At 63.8% G+C, this 15,531-nt stretch carries 15 protein-coding genes; 11 read left to right on the top strand and 4 right to left on the bottom strand.

Going from position 1 to position 15,531, the window contains the following annotated elements; genetic code table 11:
- Nucleotides 1-255 precede the first annotated feature (255 nt).
- The 7 genes from BGI01S_RS12670 (at nt 256) to BGI01S_RS12640 (ending at nt 8,823) form a co-directional block, all read left to right on the top strand.
- Nucleotides 256-1,677: an L-serine ammonia-lyase gene (locus tag BGI01S_RS12670; RefSeq protein WP_042325772.1), complete on the top strand. Its 1,422-nt coding sequence runs from the start codon at nt 256-258 to the stop codon at nt 1,675-1,677.
- 16 nt (nt 1,678-1,693) lie between these two features.
- On the top strand, nt 1,694-2,938 hold the full coding sequence (locus BGI01S_RS12665) for a sarcosine oxidase subunit beta family protein (protein ID WP_042325770.1): 1,245 nt from the start codon (nt 1,694-1,696) through the stop codon (nt 2,936-2,938).
- A gap of 12 nt (nt 2,939-2,950) precedes the next feature.
- A complete protein-coding gene (locus tag BGI01S_RS12660) occupies nt 2,951-3,262 on the top strand; it encodes a sarcosine oxidase subunit delta (protein ID WP_042325768.1) in 312 nt (103 codons plus the stop codon).
- Nucleotides 3,259-6,261 (top strand): sarcosine oxidase subunit alpha family protein, encoded by a 3,003-nt coding sequence (locus tag BGI01S_RS12655; RefSeq protein ID WP_042325765.1) that lies wholly within the window; start codon nt 3,259-3,261, stop codon nt 6,259-6,261. The genes BGI01S_RS12660 and BGI01S_RS12655 overlap by 4 nt, the downstream gene beginning before the upstream one ends.
- On the top strand, nt 6,251-6,907 hold the full coding sequence (locus BGI01S_RS12650; protein ID WP_042325763.1) for a sarcosine oxidase subunit gamma: 657 nt from the start codon (nt 6,251-6,253) through the stop codon (nt 6,905-6,907). The genes BGI01S_RS12655 and BGI01S_RS12650 overlap by 11 nt, the downstream gene beginning before the upstream one ends.
- Before the next feature lie 82 nt (nt 6,908-6,989).
- Nucleotides 6,990-7,253: a hypothetical protein gene (locus tag BGI01S_RS12645; RefSeq protein WP_042326011.1), complete on the top strand. Its 264-nt coding sequence runs from the start codon at nt 6,990-6,992 to the stop codon at nt 7,251-7,253.
- A gap of 151 nt (nt 7,254-7,404) precedes the next feature.
- Complete coding sequence (locus BGI01S_RS12640; RefSeq protein WP_042325761.1) at nt 7,405-8,823, top strand: MFS transporter; 1,419 nt, start codon at nt 7,405-7,407, stop codon at nt 8,821-8,823.
- Nucleotides 8,824-8,891: 68 nt separating this feature from the next.
- Here BGI01S_RS12640 and ampC read toward each other — a convergent pair whose 3' ends face one another.
- From ampC to BGI01S_RS12625, 3 genes are all read right to left on the bottom strand, one after another.
- Nucleotides 8,892-10,064: a class C beta-lactamase gene (ampC, locus tag BGI01S_RS12635; RefSeq protein ID WP_042325759.1), complete on the bottom strand. Its 1,173-nt coding sequence runs from the start codon at nt 10,062-10,064 to the stop codon at nt 8,892-8,894.
- A 153-nt stretch (nt 10,065-10,217) separates the two neighbouring features.
- A complete protein-coding gene (locus BGI01S_RS12630) occupies nt 10,218-10,859 on the bottom strand; it encodes a DUF1109 domain-containing protein (RefSeq protein WP_042325757.1) in 642 nt (213 codons plus the stop codon).
- On the bottom strand, nt 10,856-11,428 hold the full coding sequence (locus BGI01S_RS12625; protein WP_042325755.1) for a sigma-70 family RNA polymerase sigma factor: 573 nt from the start codon (nt 11,426-11,428) through the stop codon (nt 10,856-10,858). The genes BGI01S_RS12630 and BGI01S_RS12625 overlap by 4 nt, the downstream gene beginning before the upstream one ends.
- 266 nt (nt 11,429-11,694) lie before the next feature.
- Here BGI01S_RS12625 and BGI01S_RS12620 point away from each other — a divergent pair, with 266 nt between their 5' ends.
- The 4 genes from BGI01S_RS12620 (at nt 11,695) to BGI01S_RS12605 (ending at nt 13,964) form a co-directional block, all read left to right on the top strand.
- Nucleotides 11,695-11,946 carry a pentapeptide MXKDX repeat protein gene (locus BGI01S_RS12620; protein WP_042325753.1) on the top strand — a complete coding sequence of 84 codons (252 nt, stop codon included), beginning with the start codon at nt 11,695-11,697 and terminating at the stop codon, nt 11,944-11,946.
- A gap of 71 nt (nt 11,947-12,017) precedes the next feature.
- Complete coding sequence (locus BGI01S_RS12615) at nt 12,018-12,644, top strand: cytochrome b/b6 domain-containing protein (RefSeq protein ID WP_042325751.1); 627 nt, start codon at nt 12,018-12,020, stop codon at nt 12,642-12,644.
- Between the two features lie 17 nt (nt 12,645-12,661).
- Nucleotides 12,662-13,438 carry a molybdopterin-dependent oxidoreductase gene (locus BGI01S_RS12610; RefSeq protein WP_042325749.1) on the top strand — a complete coding sequence of 259 codons (777 nt, stop codon included), beginning with the start codon at nt 12,662-12,664 and terminating at the stop codon, nt 13,436-13,438.
- Nucleotides 13,439-13,562: 124 nt separating this feature from the next.
- Nucleotides 13,563-13,964 carry a hypothetical protein gene (locus BGI01S_RS12605; RefSeq protein WP_042325746.1) on the top strand — a complete coding sequence of 134 codons (402 nt, stop codon included), beginning with the start codon at nt 13,563-13,565 and terminating at the stop codon, nt 13,962-13,964.
- Nucleotides 13,965-14,148: 184 nt separating this feature from the next.
- Here the strand turns inward: BGI01S_RS12605 and BGI01S_RS12600 are convergent, their stop codons facing one another.
- Complete coding sequence (locus tag BGI01S_RS12600; RefSeq protein ID WP_042325745.1) at nt 14,149-15,144, bottom strand: GlxA family transcriptional regulator; 996 nt, start codon at nt 15,142-15,144, stop codon at nt 14,149-14,151.
- Nucleotides 15,145-15,531: the final 387 nt, after the last annotated feature.

Below are 15,531 nucleotides of genomic sequence, written 5' to 3'. Positions count from 1 at the left end.
GCTAGCCGGAGGCCGTGCAGGGCGCTGCAGGCGATGCCCCGGCGTGATGTCAGCATCGCCAGCCGCAACCGGTACGCCTGTCGCAAATGCGTCAGAAGTCATCGCAAATGCGCCGCCGCGCTTGGCGGGCCGCGTCCTTGACGCCACTATCCCACTGTCATGCCGTTTTTATTCTATCGATTCAATTTGCCTTGCGGTGCAATACGGACTACTCCACCCAAGGCAGCTTAGCGCCCGCCACATAGAAGGCACGCCATGAACGTCAGCGTTTTCGATCTGTTCAAGATCGGCATCGGTCCTTCGAGCTCGCATACGGTCGGGCCGATGATCGCTGCGTGCCGCTTCGCGTCGCATATCGAAGACGCGAACCTGCTCGGCTTCGTGCGTCGCGTGAGAGTCGAACTGTACGGCTCGCTCGGCGCAACGGGCAAAGGGCACGGCACGGACAAGGCGGTGCTGCTCGGGCTCGAAGGCAATCTGCCCGATACGCTCGACCCTGACCTGATCGAGCCGCGTTTGCGCGCGATCCGCGAGGCGAAGCAACTGGCGCTGCTCGGCAAGAATCCGGTCGCGTTCGACGAGCGCGAGCACCTCAGCTTTTTTCGTCGGTTGATGCCGGGCGCGCCAGGTGCGTTGGGTGCGTTGGGTGCATCGGGTGCCAGCTTCGTGCATCCGAACGGCATGCGTTTTCAGGCCTTCGATGAAAGCGGTCAGTTGCTGGTGGAGAAAGAGTATTACTCGATTGGCGGCGGCTTCGTGGTCAATCGCGAAGGCGATCGCGTGAACGGCTTGCGCGTTGGCGCTGAAGTGCCGTATCCGTTTCGCACCGGCGACGATCTGATGCGTGTGTGCCGCGAGAGCGGCTTGTCGATCGCCGAGGTGACGCTGCGCAACGAATGCGCAACGCGGCCCGAACACGAAGTGCGCGAAGGCCTGCTGACGATCTGGCGCACGATGGCCGCGTGCGTCGAGCGCGGCTGCAAGGTGCGTGGCGAACTGCCCGGCCCGATGCACGTGAAGCGCCGCGCCGCCGACCTGTGCGCGCAACTGCGCGCACGCTCGGAAGAGTCGCTGCGCGATCCGCTGTCGATGCTCGACTGGGTCAATCTGTACGCGATGGCCGTCAACGAAGAGAACGCGGCCGGCGGGCGCGTCGTCACCGCGCCGACCAATGGCGCGGCCGGCGTGATCCCGGCGGTGCTGCATTACTACGTGAAGTTCATGCATGCATCGAGCGATGCGGGCATCGTCGACTTCCTGCTGACCGCCGCCGCGATCGGCATCATCTACAAGGAAACGGCGTCGATCTCCGGCGCGGAAGTGGGCTGCCAGGGCGAGGTGGGCGTCGCGTGCTCGATGGCCGCCGCGGCGCTCGCCGCCGTGATGGGCGGCACGCCGACCCAGGTGGAGAACGCCGCCGAAATCGGCATGGAGCACAACCTCGGCATGACCTGCGATCCGGTCGGCGGGCTCGTGCAGATTCCGTGCATCGAACGCAATGCGATGGGCGCGATCAAGGCGCTGAACGCCGCGCGCATGGCGATGAAGGGCGACGGCAAGCATTACGTATCGCTCGACAACGTGATCAAGACGATGCGCGAAACCGGCGCGGACATGAAAACGAAGTACAAGGAGACGTCGCGCGGCGGGTTGGCCGTGAACGTCATCGAGTGTTGATTGACAAGGACCGACGATGAGCCGCTATTCGATATTCAGCCTGTTGCGCAACGGGATGTCGTATCACGAGAATTGGGAGCGACAGTGGAAAAGTCCCGAGCCCAAACGTGAATACGACGTCGTGATCGTCGGCGGCGGCGGGCATGGGCTCGCCACCGCGTATTACCTCGCGAAAGAGCATGGCGTGCGCAATGTCGCGGTGCTGGAGAAGGGCTGGATCGGCGGCGGCAATACGGCGCGCAATACGACCATCGTGCGTTCGAACTACCTGTGGGACGAATCGGCCGCGTTGTACGAGAAGGCGATGAAGCTGTGGGAAGGGCTCTCGCAGGATCTGAACTACAACGTGATGTTCAGCCAGCGCGGCGTGATGAACCTCGCGCACACGTTACAGGATGTGCGCGACACGGAGCGCCGCGTGAACGCAAACCGTCTGAACGGCGTGGACGCCGAGTTCCTCACGCCCGCGCAGATCAAGGAAATCGAGCCGACCATCAATCTGAACAGCCGCTATCCGGTGCTCGGCGCATCGATCCAGCGGCGCGGCGGCGTGGCCCGCCACGATGCGGTCGCCTGGGGTTTCGCGCGGGGCGCGGACCAGGCGGGCGTCGACATCGTGCAGAACTGCCAGGTCACGGGGATTCGTCGCGACGGCAGCCAGGTGATTGGCGTGGATACCACGAAGGGCTTCATCAAGGCGAAGAAGGTCGCCGTGGTCGCGGCGGGCAATACGTCGACGCTCGCCGACATGGCCGGCGTGCGCCTGCCGCTGGAAAGCCATCCGCTGCAGGCGCTGGTGTCCGAGCCGATCAAGCCCGTGGTCAATACGGTCGTGATGTCGAACGCGGTGCATGCGTACATCAGCCAGTCCGACAAGGGCGATCTCGTGATCGGCGCGGGCGTCGATCAGTACACGGGCTTCGGGCAGCGCGGCAGTTTCCAGATTATCGAAGGCACGCTCGAGGCGATCGTCGAAATGTTCCCCGTGTTTTCGCGGGTGCGGATGAACCGGCAGTGGGGCGGCATCGTGGACGTGTCGCCGGATGCGTGCCCGATCATCAGCAAGACCGACGTGAAGGGGCTTTACTTCAATTGCGGTTGGGGCACGGGCGGCTTCAAGGCGACGCCGGGTTCGGGGTGGGCCTATGCGCACACCATCGCGCGGGACGAGCCGCATGAATTGAATGCGCCGTTTTCGCTGGAGCGGTTCTATACCGGCCATCTTATCGACGAGCACGGCGCTGCGGCCGTCGCCCACTAAGCGAGAAACAACATGCTGCTGATCGAATGCCCGTGGTGCGGACCCCGAGCCGAAACCGAATTTTCCTGCGGCGGCGAAGCGGATATCGCGCGACCGCTCGACACCGATGCGCTCACCGATCGCGAATGGGGCGACTACCTGTTCATGCGCAAGAACTCGCGCGGCGTGCATCGCGAACAATGGCTGCACACGCAGGGCTGCCGCCGCTGGTTCAAGGCGCAACGCGACACGGTGAGCTACGAGATCCAGGGCTACGAGACGTTCGAACGTCCGCTGCTCGCGCTGGATGGCAGCGACGCCAGCGCACAGGAGGGCAAAGCATGAGCCAGAAAGACCGACTGCCCAACGGCGGGCGCATCAATCGCGCGATTGCACTGAGCTTCACGTTCAACGGCGTCAAATATCAGGGCTTCCAGGGCGACACGCTCGCGTCCGCGCTGCTCGCGAACGGCGTGCACTTCGTCGCGCGCAGCTGGAAGTATCACCGGCCGCGCGGCATCGTGACGGCGGGCGTCGAAGAGCCCAATGCGGTCGTGCAACTCGAAACCGGTGCGTACACGGTGCCGAATGCGCGCGCGACCGAAGTGGAGCTATATCAGGGGCTCGTCGCCACCAGCGTGAACGCGAAGCCGAGCATCGAGAAAGACCGCATGGCGATCAACCAGAAGATCGCGCGCTTCATTCCCGCGGGCTTCTACTACAAGACCTTCATGTGGCCACGCAAATTCTGGCCGAAGTATGAAGAGGCGATCCGCGACGCGGCCGGTCTCGGCAAGGCGCCCGAGCAGCCCGACGCCGACCGCTACGACAAGTGCTTTGCTCATTGCGACGTGCTGGTGGTCGGCGGCGGCCCGACCGGCCTTGCGGCCGCGCATGCGGCGGCGCTCTCAGGCGCGCGCGTGACGCTGGTCGACGATCAGCCGGAACTCGGCGGCTCGCTGCTGTCGTGCCGCGCGGAGATCGACGGCAAACCCGCGCTGCAATGGGTGCAGAAGATTGAAGACGAATTGCGCCAGATGCCCGACGTGAAGATCCTGTCGCGCAGCACCGCGTTCGGCTATCAGGATCACAACCTCGTGACGGTGACGCAGCGGCTCACCGAGCATCTGCCCGTCTCGCAACGCAAGGGCACGCGCGAACTGCTGTGGAAAATCCGCGCGAAACGCGTGATTCTCGCGACCGGCGCGCATGAACGGCCGATCGTGTTCGGCAATAACGATCTGCCGGGCGTGATGCTGGCGTCGGCGGTGTCGACTTATCTGCATCGCTATGCGGTGCTGCCGGGGCGCAACGCGGTGGTGTTCACGAACAACGACGACGGCTATCAATGCGCGCTCGACCTGAAGGCGGCCGGCGCGCAGGTGACGGTGATCGATCCGCGTGCGGGCGAATCGAAGGGCACGCTGCCCGCGCTGGCGCGCCGCTATGGCGTCAAGGTGATGAGCGGCGCAGTGGTGACGGCGGCGCATGGCAAGCTGCGCGTCGCATCGGTCGACGTGGCGTTGTATTCGAATGGACAGCTCGGGGCGCAGCAGGGCGCATTGCCGTGCGATCTGCTCGCGATGTCGGGCGGCTGGAGCCCGGTGCTGCACCTGTTCGCCCAATCGGGCGGCAAGGCGCACTGGCATGACGACAAGGCCTGCTTCGTACCCGGCAAGGCGATGCAGGCGGAGGCGAGCGTCGGCGCGTGCGCGGGCGACTTCACATTGGGCCAGGGCATCCGCTTCGCGGTCGATGCGGGTGTCGAGGCGGCGCGCGCCGCCGACTACATCGTCGCGCGACCGAATCCCGTGCAGGTGGCCGAGCTGACCGAGACGAAGCTCGCGCCGCTATGGCTGGTCGGCGGTCGCGAGATGGCCACGCGTGGACCGAAGCAGTTCGTCGATTTCCAGAACGACGTGTCGGCGGCGGATATTTTTCTCGCCGCGCGCGAGGGCTTCGAATCCGTCGAGCACGTGAAGCGCTATACCGCGATGGGTTTCGGCACCGACCAGGGCAAACTCGGCAACATCAACGGCATGGCGATTCTCGCGCAGGCGCTCGGCAAGACGATTCCCGAAACCGGCACGACGACTTTCCGGCCGAACTACACGCCGGTGACGTTCGGCACGTTCGCCGGCCGCGAGCTGGGCGAGTTTCTCGACCCGGTGCGCAAGACGGCGGTGCACGAATGGCATGTCGAAAACGGCGCGGCGTTCGAGGACGTCGGCAACTGGAAGCGTCCCTGGTACTACCCGAAGGCGGACGAAGACATGCACGCGGCGGTCGCGCGCGAATCGCTCGCGGTGCGTACGAGCGTCGGCATTCTCGACGCGTCGACGCTCGGCAAGATCGACATTCAGGGCCCCGATGCCGCGAAACTGCTGAACTGGGTCTACACGAATCCGTGGAGCAAGCTGGAAGTCGGCAAGTGCCGCTACGGCCTGATGCTCGACGAAAACGGCATGATCTTCGACGATGGCGTCACCGTGCGTCTCGCCGACCAGCACTACATGATGACGACCACCACCGGCGGCGCGGCGCGCGTGCTCACGTGGCTCGAACGCTGGCTGCAAACGGAGTGGCCGGACATGCGCGTGCGGCTTGCGTCGGTCACGGATCACTGGGCCACGTTCGCCGTGGTCGGCCCGAACAGCCGCAAGGTCTTGCAGAAGGTCTGCCACGACATCGACTTCGCGAACGCGGCATTTCCGTTCATGAGCTATCGCGAAGGCACGGTGGCGGGCGCGGCGTCGCGTGTCATGCGCATCAGCTTCTCCGGCGAACTCGCGTATGAAGTGAACGTGCCGGCGAATGTCGGGCGCGCGGTGTGGGAAGCGTTGATGACCGCGGGCGCGGAATTCGACATCACGCCGTACGGCACCGAAACGATGCACGTGCTGCGTGCGGAGAAGGGCTACATCATCGTCGGTCAGGATACGGACGGCTCGATGACGCCGTACGACCTCGGCATGGGCGGGCTCGTCGCGAAGTCGAAAGACTTCCTCGGCAAGCGCTCGTTGACGCGCTCGGATACCGCGAAGGCGGGGCGCAAGCAGCTGGTCGGATTGCTGTCGGACGATCCGTCGTTCGTGATACCGGAGGGCTCGCAGATCGTCGCCGGTCCCTTCCAGGGCGACACCGCGCCGATGCTCGGGCATGTCACGTCGAGCTACTACAGCCCGATCCTGAAGCGCTCGATTGCGATGGCGGTCGTGAAGGGCGGTCTCGACAGGATCGGCGCAACGGTCACGATCCCGCTTTCCAGCGGCAAACAGATCGCGGCCAAAGTCACCAGTTCGGTGTTCTACGACAGCGAAGGAGCACGTCAACATGTGGAATGAAACAGGCGGGACGGTATCAATCGTGGATCGCGCTGTCGGCGGGCAAACGGGTGTGTGGCAGGAGTCGCCGCTGGTCGGCGCGGGTGCGCTGCTGAAGAAGCATCAGGCGAGCGCGTCCGCCGCGTTCAGGTTGAGCGAGCGGCCGTTTCTCGAACTCGTGAACGTGCGCGGCGATACGCGCGACGCGGCGTTCGTGAATGCGGTGCAGAGTGTGATCGGTTGCAAGCCGCCGGAGAAGGCGAACACGGTTGCGCGTGGCAACGGCTATGACATGCTGTGGCTCGGCCCGGATGAGTGGCTGGTGCGCTCGGCCACCGCGCATGACGCAGCGCGTAGCGCGCCGTTGCAGGCGAAACTCGGCGCGGCGTTGAACGGTGTGTTCGCATCGGCAGTGGATGTCGGCAGCGGCTATACGGTGCTCGAAATCAGCGGCACGCGGGTGCGCGACGTGCTGGCGCGCGGCTGTCCGCTCGATCTGCATCCGAAACTGTTCGGCGATGGGCAATGCGCGCAGAGCCACTATTTCAAGGCATCGATGACATTGCTGCATACGGGCGCGGACAGCTTCGACATCGTCGTGCGCCGCAGTTTCGCGGACTACTTCGTCAAGATCATGCTCGACGCCGCCGAGCCGCTGATGTCGTAACGCGCGGCGAGCGGTGGCCGTATGCACCGCTTGCATGCATCGCTTGCGGCTCGTTCGACCTCATCCCAACTTCGCCACCGACATGCCGTCGACGCGTCTAGCCACCGCGCGCCTCACCGAGCGCGCGTGCCACGAAGGCGATGCCGCCGCCGCGCTCGCGCTGCTCGATCAGAGCATCGTGCTGCGGCACCGGCGCATCGCGCTGATCCGCTATCTCCTCGCGCAACGGCTCGGTGCGCCATTGCAGGCGCGCCATCATCAATACGTCGAGAAAATCGCCGCCCGCCTGAGTGCGGACACGCTCGCACGCATCGCCGGCGCCGCGCGTGCGCGACTACGCACATAGCACGCCGGCCGCGTGAACTTGGCGACAAGGCGACGCCCCCGTTCCATTCCGATGACGCATTCCTTCTATGTGGACGATTTATGTCGACGTCTACTGAAAACACCTGATCGGAACACTCACGCGGCAGCCGCCACATTCACGAGGGGATGACATGTCTACCGCTTTTCAGCCGCGCGCGAGCGCAGCCGCCCGGCTCGAACGACTGCCGTTCTCCGGTTATCACCGGACCATCTTCGTCATCATCGCGATTGCGTTTTTCTTCGACTCAGTCGACCTCGGCACGATGACCTTCGTGCTCGGTTCGATCAAGAGCGAATTCCAGTTGTCGACCGCGACGGCGGGGCTGGTCGCGAGCGCGAGCTTCTTTGGCATGGTGCTGGGCGCGGCGGTGGCCGGATTGCTCGCGGATCGCTTCGGACGCCGTCCGGTCTTTCAATGGAGCATGGTGCTGTGGGGGCTCGCGTCGTATCTGTGTTCGACCGCGCAGAGCGTCGAAGCGCTGATCTTCTATCGCGTGCTGCTCGGTTTCGGTATGGGGATGGAGTTTCCGATCGCGCAGACCCTGCTGTCGGAGTTCGTGCCCGCAGCGTCGCGCGGCCGCCTGATCGCCTTGATGGATGGCTTCTGGCCGCTCGGCTTCATCGCGTCGGGCGTGGTGTCGTACTTCGTGCTGCCGGCTTTCGGCTGGCGCACCGAGTTCGCGTTGCTGGCGATTCCCGCAGTATTCGTGCTGATCGTTCGGCGTGTCGTGCCGGAATCGCCGCGCTGGCTCGAACATCGCGGACGTCATGCGGAAGCCGACCGGATTCTCGCCGACATCGAAGTGAAGGTGATGCGCGCCGAGGGTCTGAGCCAGTTGCGCGCGCCCGCGATGCTGGCGGAACCGGTCGCCGCGAAAGGCGGCGGCGCGTTCCGCGAAATCTGGAGCCTCGCCTACCGGCGCCGCACGATCATGGTGTGGACGTTGTGGTTCTTCGCGTTGCTCGGCTTTTACGGACTGACGTCGTGGCTCGGTGCGCTGATGCAGCAGGCCGGTTTTGCGGTGACGAAGTCGGTGCTGTACACGGTGCTGATTTCGCTCGGCGGGATTCCGGGCTTCATTTGCGCCGCGTGGCTGGTCGAACGTTGGGGGCGCAAGCCGACCTGCATTGCGTCGCTTGCGGGCAGCGCGGTGATGGCGTACGTCTATGGACAGACCGCGCTGCACGCGCAAACGCCGACGTTGCTGATCTGCGCCGGCCTCGGCATGCAGTTCTTCCTGTTCGCGATGTGGGCGGTGCTGTACACGTACACGCCTGAGCTTTACGGCACGGGAGCGCGCGCGACCGGCTCGGGATTCGCTTCGGCGATCGGCCGGGTGGGTTCGTTGATCGGGCCGTATGTCGTGGGCGTCGTGTTGCCGATGTTCGGCCAAGGCGGCGTGTTTTCGCTCGGCGCGATGTGCTTCGTGATCGCCGCGGCGGCCGTGTGGATTCTAGGGATCGAAACGCGTGGGCTGGCGCTGGAGACGCTCGTATCGGAAGCGGTCGAAACGGAAACGCACGGGGCGTTGAGTCCGGTGCGGGAGTGAGCGTTGGCGGACGGTGAACGCGGTATGACGCGCTCACCGTCCGCACTTGCCCGTGCTTGCGCGTGCATTCAATGCCCGCTGCCGGCCAGCGTCGTCAGGATCTGATAAGCGGCGCTCACGCGTTCTTCGTTGGGGATGTTGCGGTTCGCGAGCATGACGATGCCGAGACGCTTCTCCGGAATGAACGCGACATACGCGCCGAAGCCGTTCGTCGAACCGGTCTTGTTGATCCACACGTCTTGCCTCGGCGCTTGCGGCGGTTCGATTTCGGCAGCGGGCGTAGCGTGCAGGACCATCGTCGATGAATTGCCCTGCTCGAGGGTCTTCAACGCGGCCGGATAGGGATACTGTTCCCAGATCAGGTCCTGTGTCAGCACGCCCGCGTTGAAGTAGCCGGTGTGGGTCGCCGTGATCGCACGCTGAAGCTTGTCGTCGAGCGGAATCAGATTCATGTTCGCCGCGATGAAGCGCAGCATGTCGGCGGCCGTCGACTTGATGCCGTAGGCTTCGGCGGACAGCACGCCGGGGTTCACGCGGACCGGCGCGTCGTCCTTCGTATAGCCTTGCGCGTAGTCCCGCATTCTCGCTGGCGGGACGTCGATGTAGCTGTTCGTCATGCCGAGCGGGGGAAACACGCGCTGCTGGATCAGCGCGGTGAAGTCCTGGCCCATGCTCTTCGCGGTAATCAGCCCGAGCGTGCCGATGCCGGGATTCGCATAGGTCCGCTGCGTACCCGGCGCATAGGCGGGGTGCCATGCGCGGAAGTACTGCATCAACTGATCGTTGTTATGGATGTCGTCGGGCACCTGCAACGGCAGCCCGCCTGGCGTGTGCGTGCCCAGGTTGAGCAGGCTCACGTTGCCGAACGGCGTGCCGCGCAGTACCGGCAGGTACTTGCTCGTCGGGTCCGACAGGGACAGTTTGCCGTTCAACTCCGCATAAGACGCGAGCGTCGCGGTGAAGGTCTTGCTGACGGAACCGAGCTCGAACAACGTATCGCGCGTGACCGGCTTGCCGGTTTGTGTCGACGCGACGCCGTAGTTAAGCACATACGGCTTGCCCTCGACGATGACGCCGACCGCCATCCCCGCAATGCGGTATTTCGCCATGAGGGGCTGAACGGCTGCGTCGACGGTGGTCCTGATCTGGGCCTGGATGTCGTCGGCGGCGTGACTGACGGACGGCGTCGCGCCCAGCGCAAACACCGCGCTCGCGATGAGACTGATGACTCGGGACTTCATTGCCTGCGTTTCCTTGAATGTCGGCGGCGGAATGGCCGAGTCGCACTATCCGGCTTTTATGCCGCGCTGACAATCGAGGATAAGTTGCGCGAGGGAAAAGAAAAAGTTGTAGCGGGTGGGCCGCCGCGGCAACACGATGCGCGACCCACGCCGTTACCAGCGCAGCAACCGTGGGCCGAGCACCGCACCGATCACCGTCGGCACCAGCATCCCAAGCAGATACCACGCGCCCCAGAACGGAATGCCCATCTCGGGGCAATGCAGGCAATACGCGAGCGTCGCGGTCGAGCCCGCCAGCAGGCCGCCCGCCGCGCCGCTCAGCGCGAGCCGGGTCGGCGCCAGTCCCTTGAGCGCCCAGAACACGGCGACAAAGCCGGGCACCGACAGCAGCGCGATATTGAACGGACAGACGCGCCAGGTTTTGCCGAGCACGAGCGCGAGCCGGGCGTCGTCCGGTGCGGCTATCAATACCAACGCGCCGGCCAGCCAAACCACCGCAACCGGCGCGGCAATCAAACAGCCGCTACCGCCCGCTCGCACACCGGGCCGCGCGAGCCGTGTCGACATCCACAGCGAGCCGATCATCAGACATGAAGGCAGCGCAATCTTGGCCCAGAAGATCGGCGTGAGTGCGACGTCGGCCAGGTCGCGCCGCACGCCGAGCAGCGTGGCCATGAGCAGTGTCGCGCCCACGGCGCCAATCAGTATCGCGACACCGAAGCGTTTCGGGAGCGCGTGGCGATCCACCGGCGCGACGCCGGTCGCAAGCAGGGAAATGAAGTCGTCCGTTTTCATCGCGTTCCTCGAATCTTTGCGGCCAATGCCTTGAGTCCACGATGCACGCCAATCTTGACCGCGGACTCCGACAAGCCGGTCAACTTCGCGGTCTCCGTCACGGACAGCCCTTCGAGCTTCACATGCATGATCGGCAGACGCTGACGGTCAGGCAACTGTTCGAGCAGTTTGCCGACGTCGCGCTTTGCTTGCGCCGGTTCGAGATCGGGTGCGGCGAGCAATTCGAACGCATCGTCGAGAGGATCGTTGAGCGCTTCGCGGCGGGCGCGCGTCCGAAAGAAATCCGTCAGCTTGTAGCGCGCGATCGCATGAATCCAGGCGGTCAGCGGCTCCTCGGCACGATACGTGTGCCTCCCGTTGTGAACAGCCAGCAGGATTTCCTGCACGAGGTCCTCGACATCGGCCGCATTGTCGTGAAGCCGCCGCCGCAGGAAGCCACGCAGATGCGCGCCCAGTTCTGCCAGGAATTGCCGGTATCCGGCGGCATCGCCGTCGAGCCCGCGCAGGAACAGCGCGCGCAGATGCGCCTCTTTGGCCTGCGCTGCGGTGATATCGGTAGTTCGATTCATCTGGGGCGTCGGTTACAGGAAACAGGAGTTTATTCCATCGCTCCGCGCGGCGGCATGGGGGACTGCGTCGCTCGTTCCTTTTTCAGGGCGAACGAAAAATTTTTCGCATGCTGTAACCGCGCCGGGGCGCGCGGCGAACTACCTCACAGATGCGGGATGACGACGCATCGGTAGTTGCCGGAAAGCAGTCTTATCTGATGCACGGGCCTTCCGCGAGCGACAGCGAGAGCCGCGACGGCCCGGCTAACAACACTTCAGGAGTTGCCATGAAACGCATTGCAATCGCAGCAGTTGCCGCCGCCTTGCTGGTCAGCGGTGGTTCGGCGTTCGCTCAGGCGAGCGGCGCGATGTCCAACGATTCGATGTCGAAGGACTCGATGGCCAAAGACTCGATGGCCAAGGGTTCGATGTCCAAAGACTCGATGGGCAAGGGCACGATGTCCAAAGATTCGATGAACAAGGACGGCAGCAAGATGAAGCCCGACGCGATGAAAAAAGACGACGCGATGAGCAAGTAAGGCCCACAGGTGCGCTCACGGCATGCTGCGACGGGCGCACCTACGCGGTCGGTGTTTGATGGAGATTCGGCATGAACGCGATCCCCCAGGCCGGTGCCTCGCCCGACGCGCCGCGCACGATTCAACCCGCGTGGGTGCGCATCGCGCACTGGCTCAACGCGGTGGCCGTGGTGCTGATGATGCTGTCGGGCTGGCGCATCTACGATGCTTCGCCGGTGTTCCCGGGGCTCACGATTCCGACCGGCATCACGCTCGGCGGCTGGCTCGGCGGAGCGCTGCAATGGCACTTTGCGGCGATGTGGCTGCTTTTTTTCAACGCGCTTTTTTATCTCGCGATGAACCTCGTCACGGGCCGCATGCGGTCGAAGTTCTTCCCGTTGTCGCCGCGCGCGATTCTGCACGATCTCGGCGAAGCGCTGAAAGGGCATCTGTCGCACGCGGACCCGAGCCGCTACAACGCGGTTCAGAGGTTCGCGTACCTGTTCGTCATGCTCGACATTGCCGTGCTGATCGTATCGGGGCTCGCGATCTGGAAGTCGGTGCAGTTTCCGGTGCTGCGCGAACTGATGGGCGGATATGACAGCGCACGCGTCGTTCACTTCTGCGCGATGGCGCTGCTGGCCGGCTTCATCGTCGTGCATCTGGCGATGGTCGCGCTCGTGCCGCGCTCGTTGCTCACGATGATTCGTGGCCGCTAACCCGAGGGGATACGCTTGTGAAGCCAATCAAACCGCCGCCTTCGGGCGTGGATCGCGCGGCGCTCAGTCTCGACGTGCGTCGCGAACTCGATATGCCGTCACGGCGTTTGTTCGGCAAACGCATCATCACGCTGGGCGGCCTTGCGATGCTGACCGGGTGCAGCCTGTCGGACGACAAATCGGTCGAGACGTTTCTGTCGCGCGTGTCGCGCATCAACGACCGCGTGCAGGGCTGGCTCTTCGACCCGAACCGCCTCGCGCCGACTTACACCGAAGCACAGATTACGCGCCCATTCCCATTCAATGCGTTTTACGGCATCGACGATGTGCCGCACGTGGATGGCAGCGATTTCCGTCTGAAAGTGAGCGGTCTCGTGCAGGACCGGAAAGCCTGGACGCTCGCGGACCTTTACGCGTTGCCGAAGGCCGAACAGATCACTCGGCATATCTGCGTCGAAGGCTGGAGCGCGATCGGCCGATGGGGCGGCACGCCGTTCCGCGAGTTTCTGAAGCGTGTCGGCGCGGACACATCGGCGAAGTACGTCGGATTCAAATGCGCCGACGATTACTACGAAAGCATCGACATGCCAACCGCGCTTCATCCGCAGACGCTATTGACCTTTACGTATGACGGTCAGCAATTGCCCGCAAAATACGGCTATCCGATGAAGCTCAGAATGCCGACGAAACTCGGCTATAAGAATCCGAAGCACATCATGGAGATCTTCGTCACCAACACGTTTCCGGGTGGCTATTGGGTCGATCAGGGTTATAACTGGTTCGGGGGATCGTGAGTGCATGCTTGATCGCGGTGCCGCTCGAAATGCGCAAGCGGTGACCGCCATCAAGGTCCGACGGCGACCATTCATTACGGAGTAGTATCGCTAGCAGGTGTCGGCCGAGACGAGGTCATTGATCATGTCAAGCGAATGGAAACGCCGCCTGAGACTGTTTATCCAGCGTTTCTGGCAGCCGACCAGCGCGTGCATGACCTGTATGCCCGGAAGCTGGGGCAATATCATGAGCCTCGCGCACTGGACGATCGCATTGCACACCGGTCTGCTGACCGGGCTTCTCGCGGTATTGCTGACATTCACGCCTGCGCGAAGATTCTATGGGCATCGATATGGCAATGCGCTGCTCGTCGGTCTGTTGACTGCGATAGGTGACGCATACGCTCACGAGAGCCACTACCGCATCCCCTATGTGGAGCACATCCTGACCGGTGCGATTTCCGCGCTCATCACGTTGGCCGCTTCATATCTCTTCGAGGACCGCGCGCGACGCGTTCGCGCGGCATGGGCGCGGGTGTTCGGGTAGTCTGCGTCGCCGCGCTTTTGCCAGGCGGACGCCGGGGCGAGCGACAATACGGCGGCGATTCTTTTGAGGAGCGTCGGCGGCGCGGGGCGTTGACGCGCTTCACGCGAAGTCTGAGGGTGTGCAGTAAGCGGGGAAACGCGAAGGTGCCGCAGCTTGCCGTCAGCAGCGCCAGGCCGGCGTCGCCTCACGCAGCCATCACCGGCACCACCGCCAGCGACGGCGCCTGTTTGCGCCGCTCACGCGTCGGCGCCGTGCCGAACGCATCGCGATAGCTCTTCGAGAAGTGGCACGCGGACTGGAAGCCGCACGCCATCGTGATGTGCATGATCGACATGTCCGTTTGCAGCAGCAGCTCGCGCGCGCGCCGCAAACGCAATGTCAGGTAGTAATGCGTGGGCGTCATCCCCAGATGCTCGCGGAATAGCCGCTGCAATTGCCGTTGCGACATACCCGCAAGTCGCGCGAGTTCTTCGCGCGACAGCGGCTCTTCGATGTTGTTCTCCATCAGCGAGATCACTTCGAACAGCGACTTGTTGGCCGAGCCGAGCCGAGCGACCAGCGGCATCTTCTGTTGTGCGCTGGTGTCGCGCACGTGTTCGACGATGAACTGCTCTGCGATCTGCGTGACGCGCGCGGTGCCGACGCGCGGCGCGATCAGGTTCAGCATCATGTCGAGCGGCGCGACGCCGCCCGTGCAGGTGACGCGATCGCGGTCGATCACGAACAGCTCTTTCAGAAAGCGCGTATCGGGAAACTCCTCCTTCAACGCCGACATGTTCTCCCAATGAATCGCACATGCATAACCGGCCAGCAAACCCGCACGCGCGAGCGCATAAGTGCCGGTGCACAAACTGCCGAGCACGCTGCCCATGCGCGCGAAGCGGCGCAGCGCGGAGAGATGAGCGGGCGTGGTAGCGCGCTGCACGTCGATGCCGCCCACCACGAACACGATATCCGGTTGACCGACGCATTCGACCGGACCGGTGTCGACCGACAGACCATTGCTCGCGGCCACCGGGCCGCCTTCGGGACTCACGATCGACCAGCGGTACAGCGTTTGTCCTGTCAGGTAGTTCGCCATGCGTAGCACTTCGATTGCGTTGGTGAACGCGATCATCGTGAAGTTGGGAAGCGGCATGAATGCGAAATGCGACAACGATGCCGTGCGATCGGTGGACATGGGAGGAGTGATTCCTTCGAATCGATGTAATGTCGCGTCGCCGTGGGGAGCGGCGACTCATGCAATTTTGAGTACTAGCGCAACTACCATGCCATCAGGCTAAACCCTCGGTGCTGCGTGGTGGCCGGTCAAGAAGTGTCAATAAAGAATTAAACGGGCACCACAACGGCGCCGGCAGGTCCGTCCATCGCACCCGAACGGCGCACGACGATCGACCGCAGTGCAGCAAATGCACGGCCGTCTTAAGCGCTTGCCGGGCGAGTACGCACACTTTGCATAGGCCGACTTGTCGAAAAAGGACGCGTATGGCGGAAAAGGTAAAGAACGCGTCTGAATTCGTAAATTGGCGCGGGGGGCGAGCGTCAAGAATAGACGCCATACACACCG

It is taken from the genome of Paraburkholderia ginsengisoli NBRC 100965 (assembly GCF_000739735.1).
GTDB classification, from domain to species: domain Bacteria; phylum Pseudomonadota; class Gammaproteobacteria; order Burkholderiales; family Burkholderiaceae; genus Paraburkholderia; species Paraburkholderia ginsengisoli.
This window is presented reverse-complemented; position numbering and strand designations above follow the sequence as displayed.